Here is a 17,318-nt window from a genome sequence, read left to right on the forward strand (position 1 = left end):
GCTCACTCCGCCGGCCGGCGCGGAGCCGGACAATGCGTGCCGCCGGGCACCAGCAGCACGGACACAGGCTGCGGCATTCCCGCAGGCGGTGGCACGCCAATATCCATGCCCTGAATGGCGCTTGTCACTGCCGCATCCACCTGCCCGCTGCCGGTGGTATCAAGCAGGCGCATCCGCGTCACGTGTCCGCCATCATCAAGCCGCAGTTGCAAGGCCAGTCGATACGCGCCGGGCCGAGCGGCGGCACTGGCGCACAACGTGCGCAGCAGCGCCTTCTGCACTCGTCCGATATAACCGCTGAAATCGGCGCCGCCCGAGCGCGCGCCCGGGATATCGCCCGCAGCCAGCGGGGTGATGGCGGCAGGCGCCCGCGCCGGTCCCGCAACGGAAGGCGCATAGACCACGATGGCTTCACCGTCTGTCTGGCGGATGCGCAGACCGGATCCGTCCAGCAGGCGCCGCAAGGCCTCCAGCACCGTATGGCGGCCAGACAGCGCCGGTGCCAATTGACGCGCGTAACGCTCCTCGACCAGCACCGCCACGCCCGCCAATTGCCCGATCGCTTCCAGACTGTCACCCAGCGGCTGTGCCGGCAACGCATAGTCATGCTGCTCGCCGCGCAATCGATCGGGCGACGCTGCGGACTGCGCCACGGCACCGCCTGCCAATGCAGGCGTCTCCAGGCACATCAGACACACGCCTGCCAGTGCCAACACACTGAGCGGTGCCGGGGTGCAAATCATTGCGCGGTATCGGACGTAGAAAAAAGGATGGGATCGGCGTGCGTCCGGGCAGGACCACGCAGGGCCGCAGGCTAGCCCAGCAACGTGACTCGACCATGACAGCGGATGCAACCCGCCATGCCAGCGTGCCCCTCAACGTCGGCCCCACGCCACACTCACCGCGCAAATTCGCTCAAACATGCGAATGCATATTAGAATCAATAACCATTTGATTTTGTCCAAGCGTTTTTTCATGTCCCACCCTCCCAAGGCCAGGAAAGACTGGCTCGCCCATTACGCCGAGATGATCGGCAAATGGCGCGGACGAGGACGCGAGGATGGCGAAGACGCCATGCACGACACCGTGGTCGGCATGCTGGAAGGCGACGTCGCGGCGATCTACGACCCACGCGCCTACCTATCCCGCGGCACCTCCAACCGCCTGGTCAGTTGGCACCGCCACGTCAACACACTGGACATCACGTCATTGGATGACATGGCCGGGGCCGAACATCCCGCCACCCCGCCCGCCGACAACGGCGTCCGGTTCCAGCAACTGGCCGACGAACTGACCCGTGCGCTTGAAGACCTGCCACCCAAGTGCCGGCAGGTGTATCTCAGATGCCGCCTGGAAGGATGGACGCACACCGAGATCGCCCAGGAAATGGGTCTTTCGCGCAGCATGGTGGAAAAATACATGACGCGCTCCGTGCGCCACATCAACGACCGGCTGCAACACCATGCCCCTCTCTGATTCCGGTCATACCGGCGAACCCTCGCATGCGCGCAGCCCCGATGCGCTCGAACATCCGCGCGACGCGGCCCATTGGTTCTCGCGCATGCACTCCGGCGAGGTCACGGACCTGGATCGGCAGGCATTTGCCGCCTGGTGCAGTGCCGACCCTGCGCACGAGCGCGAATATCAACAGCTGAATGCGCAATGGGATGCGATGCTGTCCGTCTCCCATACGCGCCTGCGCAGCTTGATGGATACGTCCCTGGCGGCCTCCAAGCCGCCACCGATGTCGCGGCGGCGCTTCGGGATTGGGATGGTGGCAGCCTGTTCGCTGCCGGTCGTGGCGGGCATCGTGGCGGCCCCCTACCTCTTCGACCGCGATGAAAAGCGGATCAATTTCGCCACCCGCAAAGGCGAACGGCGGCAGGTCGCCCTGCCAGACGGCTCCACGCTGCACCTGAACGGTGACACCCGCCTCGTTGCCCACTTCGGTACGGACGAACGCCGGGTGGAACTGATGCAAGGCGAGGCTTTCTTCGACGTGCACCACGACCTGTCCCGGCCCTTTGTCGTGCAGGGTGGCGTGGGTCAGGTCACCGTGACAGGCACCCGCTTCAACGTGCGACGCGACAGCGCGGCCTTGCAAGTCAGTGTGGAATCGGGCTCCGTGCGGTTGGAGTCGGGCCCTTGGTGGCGTCAGAGCGAACGCCGCCTGACGGCGGGCCAGCAGGCCGTTGCCTACGCGGGCAACACATTAAGCGACGTCACGCAGGTCAACGTCGACAATCTGACCGCCTGGCAGCGCGGCAAGATCATCTTCAACAATGTGCCTCTGGCGACCGTCATCAGCGAAATGAACCGCTACCTGACGCAGCCCGCACGCCTGGACGCGCCCGAACTCGGCCAGCATCGCATCTCCGGCGTCTTCAGCGTGGACGACCCGCTGGCCATGATCGATGCGCTGCCAGCCATTGCCCCCGTATCCCTGGGACGCCTGCCGGACGGCAGCATCCGCGTCGTCGCGCGCTGACCTGCTCGCCACGCGACCCGGCGGGGACGGCGCGGACAAATCGTAACAAAACTGTTACACAATAATAGCGATTCTTATTCCGGTTGCAACCCTGCTCATGCGTCTAGAGAGGAAGGGGCGAACCCGCCCAAGGCACTCCGCCCACCTTCCTTCAAAACCTGCACGCCTCGTTTGCGCGTCTTCGACCGAGCTACCGATCTTGAATACCGTACCTGCCCGACCTGCTTTGCGCGTCCCTCCGCGCGTTGTTCTCAGCGCACTCGCCTTCTCGCTGTCACTCGTCTTCGGCATGGCTCCCGCCGTCCAGGCCCAGGAAGCGCCTGTCAGCGTCAACATCCCGGCGCAACCGCTGGGCGATGCGCTGTTGCAGCTGGGCTCGCAGACCTCCCTGCAGATCTTCTATTCCCAGGATGTGCTGGCAGGCCAGAACGCACGTGCGATCTCTGGCAACCTGTCGCCTGAAGAAGCCCTGCGCCAACTGCTGCAAGGCACTGGCATCCAGTACACGCGCAATGGCAACAACGTCACGCTGTCGCGCGCGAACCCGACGGGAGGCACGGTGCAGCTCGAGGCCGTGACGGTGACGGCTGGCATTCTTGGCAACCTTGCCGAACCCTACGCGGGCGGGCAAGTCGCCACCGGCGGCAGCCTGGGGTTGCTCGGCTCCGAAGACGTGATGGACACGCCGTTCAGCACCGTCAACTACACCTCTGAACTGCTTTACGATCAGCAGGCCCGCACCCTGGCCGACGTCGTGGTCAATGACGCCTCGGTACGCAACCTGACATCCAGCGGCGGCTTCGGCGAAGACTTCCAGATACGCGGTTTCGCCGTGGGCAGCGGCGACGTCAGCGTCAACGGTTTGTATGGCCTGGTGTCCTCCAGCCGCGTGCCGGTGCAGATCCTGGAACGGGTGGAAGTGCTTAAAGGCCCCGGCGCCTTCATGCGCGGGATCCCGCCCAATGGCAGTATCGGCGGGGCGATCAACGTGGTGACCAAGCGCGCCGACGACGACCCGCTGGCGCGGGTCACGCTTGGGTACGCCAGCAAAGCCAACATCACTGGCCAGATCGATCTGGGCCAACGCTTCGGCGAAGACAATGCCTGGGGCGTGCGCTTCAATGGCGTCAAGCGCGGCGGGGAATCCACCCTGCGCGACGGCAAGCAAGGTCTGGACATGGGCGCGCTAGGCATCGACTACCGAGGCACGCGCCTGCGCTGGTCGGCCGATGCCATTCACCAGGAAGACGTGATCGAGAACTTCCGCTCGCAAATCGGCTGGCAGCCCACCGTCACGGCCTTGCCCGCGCCGCCGGACGGCGACATCAACTTCTATCCCGGCACCCGCCTGTCGCAGCGCGACAGCACGATCATGTCGCGCCTGGAATATGACTTCACCGACAACCTGACCGGCCACATCGCGGCGGGGTATCGGGAAGGCAAGGTACGCCAGATTTTCCCCGTTACCGTCAACCCGGCCGGCGTTCGCCAGTCCGTGGATCAAGACGGCAACTTCAACGTCATGACGACCTACTACGACTCGTATTCCAAGACGAGCAGCGGCGATGCTGGCTTGACTGCCCGCTTCAACACCGGCAGCGTCAAGCACCGCGTCGCCCTGGGCGCCAACTACCTGAATCAAGAGGCGGGCAACGCCTATTCGACGGGGTCGGCGATTGTGGCATCCAACATCTACGATCCGACGCCGATCCCCGACGGCCCCTCGGTGCGTCTGACGCCGCAGAAAGCGTCCGACACCACGCTGACCAGTTTCGCGCTGGCCGACACGCTCTCTTTCGCTGAGGATCGCATCCTGTTGACGGCGGGCGTGCGCCACCAGCGAGTCCAGGTCGATAGCTACAACACCACCACGGGCGCGCGCACCAGCGGCTATCGGGCCAGCGCCAACTCGCCCATCGGCGGCATTGTCGTCAAGCCGCTGCACAACGTATCGGTCTATGCCAACTTCGCGCAAGGCCTGACTCGTGGCACGATCGTGGGCGACACGTATGAGAACCGGGGCGCCGTCCTCGCGCCGTACAAGTCCAAGCAGTACGAGACCGGCGTGAAGGTGGACTGGGACGGCAACATCACCACCACCCTTGCCCTCTTCCAGATCGCCCGCCCTTCCGGACAGGCCGACGACAACAATGTCTACGGGTACTTTGGCGAGCAACGCAACCGCGGCCTGGAACTCACCGGCTACGGTGAGATCACGCGCGGCCTGCGCCTCATGGCAAGCGCTGCCTACATCAACAGCGAACTCACCAAGACCCCGGGCGGCGTGAGCCAGGGGAACCGCCCCGCAGGCGTCCCCGCCAGCACCTACAACCTGGGCCTGGATTGGGATACCCCGTGGGTGCAAGGCCTTAGCCTGAATGGACGCGCCATCCGCACATCGTCCGTCTACCTCAACAACACGAACACGCTCCGCCTGCCGGGCTACACCCGCTTCGACCTCGGCGCCCGCTACGCCACCACGATCGCCGGCAAGGACGTGGTGTTCCGTGCCAACGTCGAGAACGTCGCCGACAAGAAGTACTGGCTGGCCTCCGGATCCTTCGTGACGAACGCGGCAGGAAGGACGTACATGTTGTCCGCCTCGATCAATTACTGATCGGGCAGGCGCATGCAAAGGGGCGACGGCATTGCCGTCGCCCCTTTGCGCTCCGCCAGGCCCTGAGCCGCTATCCGTCGACCGTGCTCAGTGCAATCAGCTTCGAGACCGTATTGAAATTGCGCGTCGTCGCGACAAGCCTCAGCTTTCTCTCGATGAAATTGTTATTGGCCTTCAGATCGCTGTATTTCGTCGCGCATCGCACATAGGCCATGTCGCCCACCACGCGCACCTGATCCGGTGCATGACCCAACGCATGGAATGACCGCAGCAGGGCGTCATCCGGGCTGGACTCAAGCAAGGTGAAATAGAGCTTGGAGGGGTCTTCGCCCTTGAACGGATTGTTTTTCATGACATCCGCGAAGTAGGACGGCAATCGCGTCAGGACTTTGATATCCCCGCCAAACTGTTCCTTGATCACATGGTGAACCAGGTCATCCACGGATGACGGCGCAAGGTCGGTGGAGGCGATGACATTACCGCTTTGGATATAGGTCCTGACGTTGCACAAACCGGCGGCTTCCAGCGCCGCGCGCAGCGGAGCCATCAGCACCTTGTTCTTTCCGGTCGGCATCACGCCACGCAACAGGATTATTTTTGTATTCATGGTCCAACGCCGTAAACCTGCGGCAAGCAATCTGGCCTTATCCCAAATGCGTATGCCGTTCCTGCCGCTCTTCCACCTGCATTTCCGACAAGCCGTGCAAGATCCCACAATCTTCCGCATCGGGCCGCGCCGACAAGCAACGTTGGCGCAATTCGCTTAGTTGCGTCTTCAGTTGGATCAGCTCGGCAATCCGCTCGTCCACGTGCGAGATGTGCTCGTCGAACAATTCATTAATGGGGCCGCACCCCGTTTGATGATTGTCAGCCAAGGACAGGATTGCCCGGATTTCGTCCTGGGTCATGTCCAGCGCCCGACAATTACGGATCAGGCGCAGCCGCTCCAAATGGGGCTGCCCATAACTGCGGTAGTTGTTCAGACCCCGCTCGGGGGCGGGCAATAGCCCTTCTTTCTCGTAGTACCTGACGGTTTCGACCGTGGTGCCGGCCGCCGTGGCCAATTCGCCAATACGCATCGCGCCTCCTGGATCGCATCCGATTGAACTAAGGGGTTGACCCTATAGTAACTCCAAGGTGTTGAATACGGACATCATTACACAAGGCGAAGAACGATGTCCTTACCTCCCGTCAAACAACCCGAACACCTGCCCACCGGGCACGGCGACAGCTGCCACGGAGGCGATGGGCACTCGCATGGTCACGACCACGCAGGCCACTACCATGCGGACCACGACCATGCGGGCCATGATCATGCAGGTCACGACCATGCCGGCCACGATCACAGCGCCCACGGGCATGCACACGATGATGGCCATCGCCATGCACCGGCAGAAGCCGCCTGCTGCGGCAGCGCCCATGCGATGAAGGATTTCTCGTTGACAGGCGCGGGCGAGGCCACGTTGACCGCCGGCCCCGGCCAGTTGCTGGCGCGTCTGCGCATCGGTCAGATGGACTGCCCCACCGAGGAAACGCTGATCCGCAAGAAGCTGCACGGAGTGGACGGCGTGCATGCGCTGGACTTCAATCTGATGCAGCGCGTGCTGACGGTGGTGCACGCCGAAGGCGCGCTGGACCGCATCATGGCGGCCATCAAGTCGCTGGACATGACGCCCGAGCCGCTGGCCGATGGCGTGCCCCGCACGCCCGCCCCCGCCGCCAAACCCGTGAACTGGTGGCTGATCGGCGGCTCCGGTGTGCTGGCCGCCTTGTCCGAGTTCTCGCACTTCGCGGGCTGGCCCCTGGGCGTCACCGCGGCCTTCGCCGTGGCCGCCATTCTGGCTTGCGGCCTTAGCACTTACCGCAAGGGCTGGATCGCGGTGCGCAACGGCAACCTCAACATCAATGCCTTGATGAGCATCGCCGTGACGGGCGCCATCGTGATCGGCCAGTGGCCCGAAGCCGCGATGGTGATGTTCCTGTTCAATGTGGCCGAACTGATCGAAGCCCGGTCCCTGGACCGCGCGCGCAATGCCATCCGTGGCCTGCTGGACCTGGCGCCCGAGACGGCGACCGTGCGCCAGGCCGACGGCACCTGGCTTGAGGTGCCCGCCGCGCAACTGCAAGTGGGCGACGTGGTGCGCCTGCGCCCGGGCGAACGCATCGCGGCCGACGGCATCATCGTCAGCGGCAGCTCCACCGTGGATCAGTCGCCCATCACCGGCGAAAGCCTGCCCGTGGAAAAGGCGCAGGACGACCCCGTCTTTGCCGCCACCGTGAACGCGGCCGGTTCGTTTGAATACCGGGTGACCGCGGCTGCCGGCAACACGACGCTGGCCCGCATCATTCACGCCGTCGAACAGGCCCAGGGCGCCCGCGCGCCGACCCAGCGCTTCATTGACCGCTTCTCACGCATCTACACCCCCGCGGTGGTGGGCGTGGCGGTGTTGGTTGCCGTGGTACCGCCCTTGCTGTGGGACCAGCCCTGGTTTGACGCGATCTACCGCGCGCTGGCGCTGCTGATCATCGCCTGCCCGTGCGCGCTGGTGATTTCCACGCCGGTCAGCATCGTCAGCGGGCTGACCGCGGCGTCGCGGCGCGGCATCCTGGTCAAGGGCGGCGTCTATCTGGAAGAAGGCCGCAACCTGAAGTGGCTGGCACTCGACAAGACCGGCACCCTGACCCATGGCAAGCCGGTGCAGACCGATTTGCAGGATTGGGACGTGTCGGACCACACCCGCCAGCCCGCAGCCCTGATCGCCGCCAGCCTGGCAGCCCGTTCCGACCACCCCGTATCGTTGGCCGTTGCCAATGCGGCCCGCGACGCCGGCACGGTGTTGCTGGAGGTCGGGGACTTCACCGCCCTGCCCGGCCGCGGCGTCAGCGCGCAGATCGATGGCGTGACCTACCAATTGGGCAATCGCCGCCTGATGCGAGAACTGGGCGTGTCCAGCCCCAAGCTGGAAGCCCGCCTGGACGAACTGGAACGCCAAGGCAAGAGCGCCATCGCCTTGACCGACGGCAACCGGGTCATGGCGCTGGCCGCCGTGGCCGACACGGTCAAGCCGACCAGCGCGGCCGCCATCGCGGACCTGCACTCGCTGGGTGTGCGCACGCTGATGCTGACCGGCGACAACACGCCCACCGCGCAGGCCATCGCGCAACAGGTGGGCATTGACGAAGCGCGCGGCGATCAACTGCCGGAAGACAAGCTGGCCGCCATCGAAAGCAAGCTGGCGCCGAGCGGCCGCGTGGGCATGGTGGGTGACGGCATCAACGACGCGCCGGCCCTGGCTCGCGCGGACATCGGTTTCGCAATGGGCGCGGCGGGCACGGGCACGGCCATCGAAACGGCTGACGTGGCCCTGATGGATGACGATCTGCGCAAGATCGGCACGTTCCTGCGGCTGTCACGCGCCACGCATCGCGTGCTGATCCAGAACATCACGCTGGCGCTGGGCATCAAGGTCGTGTTCCTGACGCTGGCGATGACCGGCAACGCGACGCTGTGGATGGCGGTATTCGCCGACGTGGGCGCCAGCCTGCTGGTGGTGGCCAACGGCTTGCGCCTGCTGCGCGCAGCGGACTAGACGGTGGTGCAAGCGGTAGAAGAATGGACGGACGTCAGCCCGTCTGTTCTTCCTGCGGCCAATCGCGCAGCACGGGCGCATCTGGTGCGCCGGGCCCGACATCGCGCAGATGCTCGTGCTGCAACAGCGCCATGCGGTAGGCGTCACGATAGGCCCCGTTGGAAAAGAACTCTTCCTTCATCAAGCCTTCGATCTGGAAGCCGCAGCGCTCATACACGTGCACGGCGGCGGTGTTGTCCTTGTCCACCACCAGATAGACCTTGTGCAGATTCAACACGCGGAATGCGTAGCCCACCGCGATACGGGTCGCCGCCTTGGCGTAGCCCCGGCCCTGATAGCTGGGCGCGATGATGATCTGGAATTCGGCGCGACGGTGGATGTAGTCGATTTCCACCAACTCCACCATGCCGGCGGGTTGCCCGGTGTCGTGCTCGATGATGAAGCGCCGCTCGTTCTGATCGTGCAAGTGGCGGTCATAGAGGGCGACCAGTTCGTCATAGGCCTCGTAAGGCTCTTCGAACCAATAACGCATGATGACGTCGTTATTGTTGATCTTGTGCACGAAGTGCAGGTCGCCGCGCTCCAGGGGGCGTATTTTGATATCGGATATTACCGACATAGAAACCTCCGAAAGTGCCGCCATTGTAGTCGAGTCCGCCTCGAAACGCCCGTCACATGGTGATTTCAGTATTTTTTCCAGTATTCATGCGGCTTTTGAAGCATAAATGCCTGGAAATCGTTGCTGCGCATCGATCTATAAATAAATAGATCGCAACAAAGTAACGCAATACAACGGTAATGCAACGCGCCGTTCTCGTTATCTTCCGCTCCCGCGACGTCCGCCCAGTGACAATTCCAGCGGTATTTCCGCATGCTTGCGCATCCCTCTCATGCCACACTGCCGGCTCTTGCGCGCTATCCCAATCAACAAGAGGAAACGACATGCATATCCTGGTGGCTGGCTTCCAGCACGAGACCAATACCTTCGCACCGTCCAAGGCGGGCTACGACAATTTTGTCCGAGGGGAAGGCTTTCCCGCCATGGTGCGCGGCGACGACATGCTGGCGCTACGCTCGGTCAATATTCCGGCCGGCGGTTTCCTCAACGCCATCCAGGCGCAGGGCCATACCGTGCGCACGGTGATCTGGGCCGGCGCCAGCCCGTCAGCGCATGTGACCCGCGACGCCTATGAACGCATTGCCGGGGAAATCCTGGATGCCGCGCGCGCAGGCCCCTACGACGCGGTCTACCTCGACTTGCACGGCGCGATGGTCACCGAACACCTGGATGACGGCGAAGGCGAACTGCTGGCGCGCGTGCGCCGCATCGTGGGGCCGGACGTGCCCGTCATCGCCAGCCTGGATTTGCACGCCAACGTCACCGGCGAAATGCTGCGCGAGGCCGACGGACTGGCCGCCTTCCGCACCTATCCGCACGTGGACATGGCCGACACCGGCGAACATGCCGCCCGCCTGTTGCTCGCCCGCATGGCGGCAGGACGCCAATGGGTGCGCTGCGAACGCCGCCTGCCCTTCCTGATACCGATCAATGGCATGTGCACGATGCTGCAACCGTCACAAGGCGTGTACGAAACGCTGGCCCAGCTGGAGCAAACGCCAGGGGTGGCATCCGTCTCGTTCGCGCCCGGTTTTCCGGCGGCGGACTTCCCCGAATGCGGCCCCGTGGTCTGGGCTTACGGCACGGATGCCGCCGCGGTGGAACAGGTCACCGAAACGCTATATCAGCGCGTGCTGGAACTGGAACCGCAATGGTCGCCGGACTTCCTCGCGCCCGCCGAAGCGGTGCGCCGCGCGCAGGCCTTGGCCGCCGGCGCATCCCGCCCCGTCGTCATCGCCGACACCCAGGACAATCCGGGCGCGGGCGGCGACGCCAACACCACGGGCATGTTGCGGGCGCTGGTCGAGGCGGATGCGCAGAACGCGGCGCTGGGCCTTTTCTATGACCCGGAAGCGGTGCGCGCGGCAACCGCCGCCGGGATAGGCAAGACGGTCACATTGCGTCTGGGCGGTCAATCAGGCGTCGCTGGCGACACGGCCTTTGAAGGGGAATTTGTGGTGGAGACACTATCGCCCGGCAAGCTGCGTTTCGACGGCCCGATGATGCATGGCATGGACGTGGATTTGGGCGCGGTCGCCGGCCTGCGGATCGGTGGTGTGCGCGTGGTGGTCAGCGCCAGCAAGGCGCAGATGCTGGACCGCAACCTGTTTCGCGTGGGCGGCGTGCAGCCCGAGGAAATGGGGATCCTGGTCGTGAAAAGCTCGGTGCATTTCCGCGCCGACTTCCAGCCCATCGCGCACGAGGTGTTGGTGGCCAAGGCGCCAGGGCCGATGCAGGCCGACCCGGCGGATTTGCCCTGGACCCGGTTGCAGCCAGGCATCCGGGTGCGGCCGTTGGGCCGGCCTTTCACCAGCCAATAAACGATGCCCGGCCGGGCCAAGCCTTATTTCAGCTTGCCCTGAGGGCTGACGAAGTCTTCCAGCGTCAGCCCCTTCTCTTTCAGGATGGCTTCCAGCAAGGGTTGCAGCCTGCCCAGGCTTTCCTGGACGGTCTCGCGCACGGTATCCACCACCACCTGCGTGCTGCGTTCGATTTCAATATTGACGAAATCGCCCACCTGCTTGTCTTCAAAGACCGTCATGCGGCGGGTTTCCGGAATCAGCCAGACTTCAAACCAGCCTTCGACGCGGTTCACTTCCGACACCGTCAGGCTGGCGCCGTTGATGGCGATATAACCCTTGGCGAAGACGTACTTGCGGAAATCGGGCGGGATGCTGAAACGCATCAGACGATTGGTGTCCGACGACTTCACCATGACCACTTCGGACGTGAAGTCCACGTGGCCCGATAGCGGATGTCCGCCGATCTCGGCCCCATCGCGGGCAGCGCGCTCGACGTTGGCGCGATCGCCTTCGGCATAGCTGCCCAGCGTGGTGATCGCCAGGCTTTGAAGCATGACGTCGAAGGTCGCCTGGTTGTCGGAGAGCAATTCCGTGACGGTCAGGCAAACGCCGTCGGTCGACACACTGGCGCCAATGGCCAGGTCAACGCAGAAACCAGGGGGGAAATCCAGCGTGAAGGTGCGCAGGCCTTCGCGATCCGCGATCTTCGCGATCTTCGCGGTGCCTTGAACAATACCGGTGAACATACGGATCCTGAAAACGGGGCGGCAGGCCCCTGAAGCAAAACATCAACGTTAACCGATATTTTGCCAGGAGCCGCCCCGCGATGCCGAGCGGCGAACACCGCCCGGCATACGATCAATGACGGATCGCGATGGTCTTCAGGGTGGTGAAGCCGTACAAGGCTTCAAAGCCCTTTTCACGGCCATAACCCGATTGCCGCGAACCGCCGAACGGCAGTTCCACACCGCCTCCAGCGCCGTAGTTATTGACGAACACCTGCCCCGCGCGCAACTTGCGCGCGAGGCGCATTTGACGCGCACCGTCGCGGGTCCACACGCCGGCGACCAGGCCGTACAACGTGCCGTTGGCGATTTCCAGCGCTTCTTCCTCGGTGTCGAACACCATCGCGGCCAACACCGGGCCGAACACTTCTTCCTGCGCCAAACGGCTGTTGGGCGGCACGTCACGGAACAGCACGGGCGGCTGGTAATAGCCCGACTCGGGCGTGCCGTCCTTCAGCTTGCCCCGCGCGGCGACCTTCAAGCCCTCGCTTTCGGCTTCGGCCAAAAAGCCGCGCACGCGATCGTGCTGGCGGGCGCTGATCAACGGACCCACGTCCAGGTCTTGCGCGGCCGGGCCGGTGACGGTGGCCGAGAAGGCTTCCGACAGGCGCTTGATCACGGTCTCGTAGACGCCGCGCTGAATCAGCACGCGGCTGCCAGCCGAGCAGGTCTGGCCGGCGTTCTGAATGATGGCGGCCAACAACACCGGCATGGCTGCGTCCAGGTCGGCGTCGTCGAACACGACTTGCGGCGACTTGCCGCCCAACTCCAGCGTGACCGGCACATGGTTTTCAGCGGCGGCATGCGCCACCATCTTGCCCGTCTGCGGCGAACCGGTGAACGAAATGTGGTCGATGCCGGGATGCGCGGTCAGCGCGGCGCCCGCTTCATGGCCATAGCCGGTAACGATGTTCAAGGCCCCTGCCGGCAGACCCACTTCAGCGGCAATCTCAGCCACCTTCAACAGCGACAGGCAGGCGTCCTCGGCAGGCTTGACCACGCAAGCATTGCCCGCGGCCAGCGCCGCGCCCACGCTGCGGCCGAAGATTTGCAAAGGGTAGTTCCAGGGCACGATATGACCCGTGACGCCATGCGCTTCGCGCACGGTCAGCACCGTGAAGCCCGGCGTGTAGGGAATGGTCTCGCCGTGCAGCTTGTCGACGGCCCCGGCGTAGAACTCGAAATAGCGCGCCACGGCGGCGGCATCCGCACGAGCCTGCTTGATGGGCTTGCCCGTGTCGGCCGATTCCAGCTGCGCCAATTCTTCCTGGCGGTCCAGCAACGCAAACGCAATTCGCATCAACAACCGGCTACGCGCGGCGGGCGCCATCTGGCCCCAGTCGCCTTCAAACGCTTGCCGCGCCGCCTGCACGGCGCGGTCGATATCGGCTTCGCCCGACCGGGCGATTGCCTCGAACGGCTTGCCATCGGACGGGTTCAGGACGGGAATGGTTTCACCGGCGGCAGCGGCCACCCATTGGTTGGCGATAAAGTTCTTCTGAGTCACGATGTGCGCAGTAAAGTAGCGGCCGGACGGCCGGTTGCGGAAACATCGCCGGCGCGCGCGCGGGCGATGTGTTTCATGGCAAGGTACGGGAGGCCGCTGTAACTTGTCAATTGAATTGACAGCTTTCGTCCCAGCCTTCAGGACATTTCCTCATCACCTGGGGTAATCCCTAGTATTTCAAGGGTTTACGCCCTGGCCCATTTGTCATGGCGACTGACAAACGGGGCCCACTCACCTTTCATTCAGGAGCGCGCCAATGAGCAATGTGCGTGACCCGCAGTTGGAATCCCTGCTGGATGCGGCCAGCCGCCCGCGTCCCGAACTGGACGTGCTGGCCGACGTGGCTTCGGGCCTGGGCTATGTCCGCGCCGAACGCTTCGCCGAGCGCGTCTACGAAAGCCTGTTCTACGCCATCGCCACCGGCAAGATCGCGCCGGGCAACAAACTTCCCGCCGAACTGGAACTGGCCGCGCTGTTCGAGGTATCGCGCCCTGTCGTCCGGCAAGCGCTGGACCGCCTGCGCGAAGACCAGTTGGTGGACTCCATTCGCGGATCGGGAACCTACGTGCGCGCCAAGCCCGACTTGATGGGCGGCATGCCCGCGGTGGACCCCGCGCGCCGCGTTGGCCACATTCTGGAAGGCCTGGAACTGCGCATGGTGATTGAACCCGAATGCGCATATCTGGCCGCCCTGCGCCGCACCACGGACGATCTGCGCGAAATGGACCGCATGCTGACGGGGTATGAAGAAGCCGATGCATCGGGCGCCATCGCCCACCATCACGACTACGGTTTCCACCGCGCCATCGCGGCGGCCACCAGCAACCAGCGCTTTGTGCAGGTGTTGAAATCGTTGGAATACGACGTCAGCCACGCGGTCAACGTGATGCGCCATCTGGTCCACAGCGAACCCTGGAAACGCACCCGCGCCGCCATCGACGAACACCGGCACATCTACCGGCTGATCCAGGACCAGGACGCCGACGGTGCACGCAACGTCATGCGCGCACACATCGAAAAAGCGAAGAGCCGGATGCTGAACAGCGGCTCGGAATACTGACCCGGCCGGTTGAAGACATTACCCCTGCAAAGCGCTGGGCAACGCTGCCTGCGCCAGCAGGGTTTCGCGGAAGATGCCCACCAGCGGGCGCAAATTCACCTTGTGCCACGCCAGCCACAAGGGCGTGCGGTAGCTGAACCACGGCAAGGCGCGAACGACCACGCCGGCCGGCGCGTGCTGTCGCAGACTATGCTGGATCATGGCCATGCCCAGCCCCGCCGCCACCAGGCCCAACGCCGTCAACGGCTCGGTTGCCTCCATCCGGATATCAGGCGTGAACCCCGCGCGGGCGCAGGCGGCAACGAAATTATCGTGCTTCAACGCACTTTCCTTATGCTGCACGGCGATCCATTCCTGGCCCGCCAAGTCCTCTGGCGTCAGGTCAGGCTTGGCGGCCAGGGGGTGGGTTTCGGGCATGGCCAGCAGCATGGGATCGCTGAGCACTTGCGCGCAATCCAGGTCTGGGTCGTCCGCCACCGGCGGTTCGCACAGCAGCGCAATATCCAGGCTACGTTGCCGCAAACCCTCTACTTGCTCCGCCGAATGCATGTTGTACAGCGCGATATGCACCTGCGGGCGGCTGGCGCGCAAGGTACGCAGCCCTTCAGGCAAGACGCCGGAATGCATGGCGTTTTCGATGTAGCCAATGCATAGACCGCCCTCGTCACCCCGGCCCAATCGCTTAGCCAACGCTTCAAGGCGATTGCCATGCGTCAGGAATGCGCGTGTCTCGGCCAAAAAGGTGTGGCCATCCCGTGTCAGGCGGATGCGCTGGGCGCTGCGCTCAAACAAGATCAGGCCCAGTTTTTCTTCCAACTGCGCAATCTGCCGGCTTAGCGGAGACTGCGAAATATGCAGGCGTTCGGCTGCGCGGCCCACGTGTTCTTCCTCGGCCACGGCGACGAAATATTGGAGTTGGCGGACATCCAGCATATAAGACCTTTTTCGACTCAAGTTTGTCGAATTATGTCTTGGACGGACGTAACTCGTCCAGCTATTCTGGCCTGGCTGATTCAAATCATTGATCCAACATCCAAGGAAAACATCATGAGTATCAAACACTTGCTAACCGGAAAGCTGGGTTTCGGCACGGCACCGCTAGGCAATATGTTCCGCAACATCCCTGAACAGGAAGCGCTGGCGACCGTCGACGCTGCCTGGGACAGCGGCATCCGTTATTTCGATACTGCCCCGTTCTATGGCGCCGGCCTGGCCGAACTACGCCTGGGCGCCGCCTTGAAAAAACATCGCCGCGACGATTACGTGCTGAGCACCAAGGTCGGCCGCATCATCCTGGACGAATTGGAAGACCCGGCCACGCGGGAGATGGGTGAAAAAGGCGGCCTGTTCGAGTTTGGCCGTCCCAACAAGATCGTCGATGACTATTCGGCCGACGCCACCCTGCGCTCTATCGAAGACAGCCTCAAGCGCCTGGACACGGATCGCCTGGATATTGTCTGGGTGCACGACATCGCCCAGGATTTCCACGGCGACAACTGGCTGGCGCAATTTGAAATCGCCCGCACCGGCGCTTTCCGCGTGCTCACGCGCTTGCGTGAAGAAGGCGTGATCAAGGCCTGGGGCATCGGCGTCAACAAGGTCGAACCGCTGGAACTGACCCTGGACCTGACCGAAGCGCAACCTGACGGCTTTTTGCTGGCCGGCCGCTATACCCTGCTTGACCATGAACGCGCCTTGCAACGGTTGATGCCGGCTGCCGCCCGCCAGAAGGTGGACATCGTCGTCGGCGGCCCCTATAGCTCGGGCATCCTGGCCGGCGGCACCCATTTTGAATACCAGAAGGCGTCACCGGAAATCATCGCCAAGGTCGAACGCATCAAGGCGATTGCCGCGCGCCATGGGGTCAGCGTCAAAGCGGCCGCCCTGCAATTCTCGCTGGCCAACCCCGCCGTGGCTGCCGTGATTCCTGGCGCCAGCCGCCCGGAACGCCTGGCCGAAGACATGGCTGCACTGAACAGCGTGGTCCCAGCAGCGTTCTGGCAGGACATGCGCGCCGAGCAGTTGGTCGCGCCCAACGCGCCGCTGCCGATCGACGCCGTTTAAGCGAGCAAGACAGCCGCTCTACGCCGCCTGCACGCCGTAATAACCCAGGAACATGTCCACGGCGGCTTCGACAACCTGGGTCTGCTGCGCGTCGGTCAACGGCGGCTGGCCGATGGCCAGTTGCGGCCACAAGGCGAAGCTCTTCACCAGCCCTTGAAGCTGCTGGGCGGCAAACATGGGATCGGCCGCATTCAGGCGGCCGTCCGCCACCGCCGCGCGAACCCAAAGCACCACGCCCTCTTCTTTGTCGCCCAAGCGCGCCATCATGTCCCGGCCGCGCGCAGGTGAAAGAATCGCCTCGGACGCCAACACCCTGGCCAGGTCCATGAAACAGGCATCGTTCAGCATCCGCATTTTCTGCCAAAGCAGTTCCAGCAGTTGCTCGCGCAAGGGGCGATCCGCGCAGTAGCTGAGATCCACGACCGCGGCACGGCGCCACAGCTGCATCAGGATCTCGGCAAACAGCGCATCCTTGCTTGGAAAGTGGTTGTAGACCGTCCGCTTGGACGCCCCCGCCGCCGCGGCGATCTGATCCATGCTGGTCGCGGCAAAGCCATGACGCCGAAATTCGTCAATGGCGGCCATCAGAATGGCTTCGTGCTTGCGGTCGGTAAGACGTTTAGGGGCAGTCATCAGGGGCTCATTGGGGGACACCCTCAAATTTACACCGACTGGTTTACTTTTCAAAAAGGCAAAAGTACACTCGCCGGTGTAATTCTCATCAGCCATCCCTGGGTCCGCCATGCGATGCCGCTCCACTGCCCTCGCGCGACCGCGCTTTTTGCA

General features: G+C 63.7%; 16 protein-coding genes. 7 read left to right on the forward strand and 9 right to left on the reverse strand.

The genetic code is table 11. The features are described from left to right. Positions 1–2 precede the first annotated feature (2 nt). Positions 3–743 carry an STN domain-containing protein gene (locus HV753_RS06395; RefSeq protein WP_175173539.1) on the reverse strand — a complete coding sequence of 247 codons (741 nt, stop codon included), beginning with the start codon at positions 741–743 and terminating at the stop codon, positions 3–5. Between the two features lie 232 nt (positions 744–975). Here HV753_RS06395 and HV753_RS06400 point away from each other — a divergent pair, with 232 nt between their 5' ends. The 3 genes from HV753_RS06400 to HV753_RS06410 all read left to right on the forward strand — a co-directional run bounded on the left by HV753_RS06400 (position 976) and on the right by HV753_RS06410 (position 5,105). Further along, on the forward strand, positions 976–1,476 hold the full coding sequence (locus HV753_RS06400; RefSeq protein WP_175173540.1) for a sigma-70 family RNA polymerase sigma factor: 501 nt from the start codon (positions 976–978) through the stop codon (positions 1,474–1,476). Then, positions 1,463–2,488: a FecR family protein gene (locus HV753_RS06405; protein WP_175173541.1), complete on the forward strand. Its 1,026-nt coding sequence runs from the start codon at positions 1,463–1,465 to the stop codon at positions 2,486–2,488. The genes HV753_RS06400 and HV753_RS06405 overlap by 14 nt, the downstream gene beginning before the upstream one ends. A 289-nt stretch (positions 2,489–2,777) precedes the next feature. Beyond that, a complete protein-coding gene (locus HV753_RS06410) occupies positions 2,778–5,105 on the forward strand; it encodes a TonB-dependent receptor (RefSeq protein WP_175173542.1) in 2,328 nt (775 codons plus the stop codon). 70 nt (positions 5,106–5,175) lie between these two features. Here the strand turns inward: HV753_RS06410 and HV753_RS06415 are convergent, their stop codons facing one another. From HV753_RS06415 to HV753_RS31220, 3 genes are all read right to left on the reverse strand, one after another. Further along, the gene (locus tag HV753_RS06415) at positions 5,176–5,712 is read right to left on the reverse strand and encodes a DUF1697 domain-containing protein (protein WP_175173543.1); all 537 of its coding nucleotides are present in this window, start codon (positions 5,710–5,712) and stop codon (positions 5,176–5,178) included. 37 nt (positions 5,713–5,749) lie between these two features. Continuing rightward, positions 5,750–6,184, reverse strand: coding sequence for a Cd(II)/Pb(II)-responsive transcriptional regulator (gene cadR / locus HV753_RS06420; RefSeq protein WP_175173544.1), 435 nt, complete (start codon positions 6,182–6,184; stop codon positions 5,750–5,752). Between the two features lie 102 nt (positions 6,185–6,286). Beyond that, a complete protein-coding gene (locus tag HV753_RS31220; RefSeq protein ID WP_246288166.1) occupies positions 6,287–6,526 on the reverse strand; it encodes a hypothetical protein in 240 nt (79 codons plus the stop codon). Between the two features lie 3 nt (positions 6,527–6,529). Between HV753_RS31220 and HV753_RS06425 the strand changes: the two genes are divergently transcribed. Next, a complete protein-coding gene (locus HV753_RS06425) occupies positions 6,530–8,695 on the forward strand; it encodes a heavy metal translocating P-type ATPase (protein ID WP_246288167.1) in 2,166 nt (721 codons plus the stop codon). Positions 8,696–8,729: 34 nt separating this feature from the next. Here the strand turns inward: HV753_RS06425 and speG are convergent, their stop codons facing one another. Further along, on the reverse strand, positions 8,730–9,314 hold the full coding sequence (gene speG / locus HV753_RS06430; RefSeq protein ID WP_175173545.1) for a spermidine N1-acetyltransferase: 585 nt from the start codon (positions 9,312–9,314) through the stop codon (positions 8,730–8,732). Positions 9,315–9,637: 323 nt separating this feature from the next. Between speG and HV753_RS06435 the strand changes: the two genes are divergently transcribed. Continuing rightward, the gene (locus HV753_RS06435) at positions 9,638–11,134 is read left to right on the forward strand and encodes a M81 family metallopeptidase (protein ID WP_175173546.1); all 1,497 of its coding nucleotides are present in this window, start codon (positions 9,638–9,640) and stop codon (positions 11,132–11,134) included. Between the two features lie 23 nt (positions 11,135–11,157). Here the strand turns inward: HV753_RS06435 and HV753_RS06440 are convergent, their stop codons facing one another. Next, complete coding sequence (locus tag HV753_RS06440) at positions 11,158–11,862, reverse strand: riboflavin synthase subunit alpha (protein WP_175173547.1); 705 nt, start codon at positions 11,860–11,862, stop codon at positions 11,158–11,160. A gap of 112 nt (positions 11,863–11,974) precedes the next feature. Continuing rightward, positions 11,975–13,411: an aldehyde dehydrogenase family protein gene (locus tag HV753_RS06445; RefSeq protein WP_175173707.1), complete on the reverse strand. Its 1,437-nt coding sequence runs from the start codon at positions 13,409–13,411 to the stop codon at positions 11,975–11,977. A gap of 253 nt (positions 13,412–13,664) precedes the next feature. On the opposite strand from HV753_RS06445, the gene HV753_RS06450 reads away from it, so the two are divergent. After that, positions 13,665–14,468 carry a FadR/GntR family transcriptional regulator gene (locus tag HV753_RS06450; protein ID WP_175173548.1) on the forward strand — a complete coding sequence of 268 codons (804 nt, stop codon included), beginning with the start codon at positions 13,665–13,667 and terminating at the stop codon, positions 14,466–14,468. Positions 14,469–14,486: 18 nt separating this feature from the next. Here HV753_RS06450 and HV753_RS06455 read toward each other — a convergent pair whose 3' ends face one another. Then, complete coding sequence (locus tag HV753_RS06455; RefSeq protein WP_175173549.1) at positions 14,487–15,401, reverse strand: LysR family transcriptional regulator; 915 nt, start codon at positions 15,399–15,401, stop codon at positions 14,487–14,489. A 114-nt stretch (positions 15,402–15,515) separates the two neighbouring features. On the opposite strand from HV753_RS06455, the gene HV753_RS06460 reads away from it, so the two are divergent. Next, the gene (locus tag HV753_RS06460) at positions 15,516–16,532 is read left to right on the forward strand and encodes an aldo/keto reductase (protein ID WP_175173550.1); all 1,017 of its coding nucleotides are present in this window, start codon (positions 15,516–15,518) and stop codon (positions 16,530–16,532) included. A gap of 18 nt (positions 16,533–16,550) precedes the next feature. Here HV753_RS06460 and HV753_RS06465 read toward each other — a convergent pair whose 3' ends face one another. Then, on the reverse strand, positions 16,551–17,165 hold the full coding sequence (locus HV753_RS06465) for a TetR/AcrR family transcriptional regulator (RefSeq protein ID WP_175173551.1): 615 nt from the start codon (positions 17,163–17,165) through the stop codon (positions 16,551–16,553). Positions 17,166–17,318: the final 153 nt, after the last annotated feature.

This window comes from Achromobacter pestifer, from assembly GCF_902859625.1.
Lineage (GTDB): Bacteria > Pseudomonadota > Gammaproteobacteria > Burkholderiales > Burkholderiaceae_B > Achromobacter > Achromobacter pestifer.

Bases quoted from the DNA above. Each gene is read 5' to 3' on its own strand.
- speG (WP_175173545.1), bottom strand. From the start codon at position 9,314: ATGTCGGTAATATCCGATATCAAAATACGCCCCCTGGAGCGCGGCGAC.
- HV753_RS06465 (WP_175173551.1), bottom strand. From the start codon at position 17,165: ATGACTGCCCCTAAACGTCTTACCGACCGCAAGCACGAAGCCATTCTG.
- HV753_RS06460 (WP_175173550.1), top strand. From the start codon at position 15,516: ATGAGTATCAAACACTTGCTAACCGGAAAGCTGGGTTTCGGCACGGCA.
- HV753_RS31220 (WP_246288166.1), bottom strand. From the start codon at position 6,526: ATGGGCGCTGCCGCAGCAGGCGGCTTCTGCCGGTGCATGGCGATGGCC.
- HV753_RS06450 (WP_175173548.1), top strand. From the start codon at position 13,665: ATGAGCAATGTGCGTGACCCGCAGTTGGAATCCCTGCTGGATGCGGCC.
- HV753_RS06395 (WP_175173539.1), bottom strand. From the start codon at position 743: ATGATTTGCACCCCGGCACCGCTCAGTGTGTTGGCACTGGCAGGCGTG.
- HV753_RS06440 (WP_175173547.1), bottom strand. From the start codon at position 11,862: ATGTTCACCGGTATTGTTCAAGGCACCGCGAAGATCGCGAAGATCGCG.
- HV753_RS06435 (WP_175173546.1), top strand. From the start codon at position 9,638: ATGCATATCCTGGTGGCTGGCTTCCAGCACGAGACCAATACCTTCGCA.
- HV753_RS06415 (WP_175173543.1), bottom strand. From the start codon at position 5,712: ATGAATACAAAAATAATCCTGTTGCGTGGCGTGATGCCGACCGGAAAG.
- HV753_RS06455 (WP_175173549.1), bottom strand. From the start codon at position 15,401: ATGCTGGATGTCCGCCAACTCCAATATTTCGTCGCCGTGGCCGAGGAA.
- HV753_RS06405 (WP_175173541.1), top strand. From the start codon at position 1,463: ATGCCCCTCTCTGATTCCGGTCATACCGGCGAACCCTCGCATGCGCGC.
- cadR (WP_175173544.1), bottom strand. From the start codon at position 6,184: ATGCGTATTGGCGAATTGGCCACGGCGGCCGGCACCACGGTCGAAACC.
- HV753_RS06410 (WP_175173542.1), top strand. From the start codon at position 2,778: ATGGCTCCCGCCGTCCAGGCCCAGGAAGCGCCTGTCAGCGTCAACATC.
- HV753_RS06400 (WP_175173540.1), top strand. From the start codon at position 976: ATGTCCCACCCTCCCAAGGCCAGGAAAGACTGGCTCGCCCATTACGCC.
- HV753_RS06425 (WP_246288167.1), top strand. From the start codon at position 6,530: ATGAAGGATTTCTCGTTGACAGGCGCGGGCGAGGCCACGTTGACCGCC.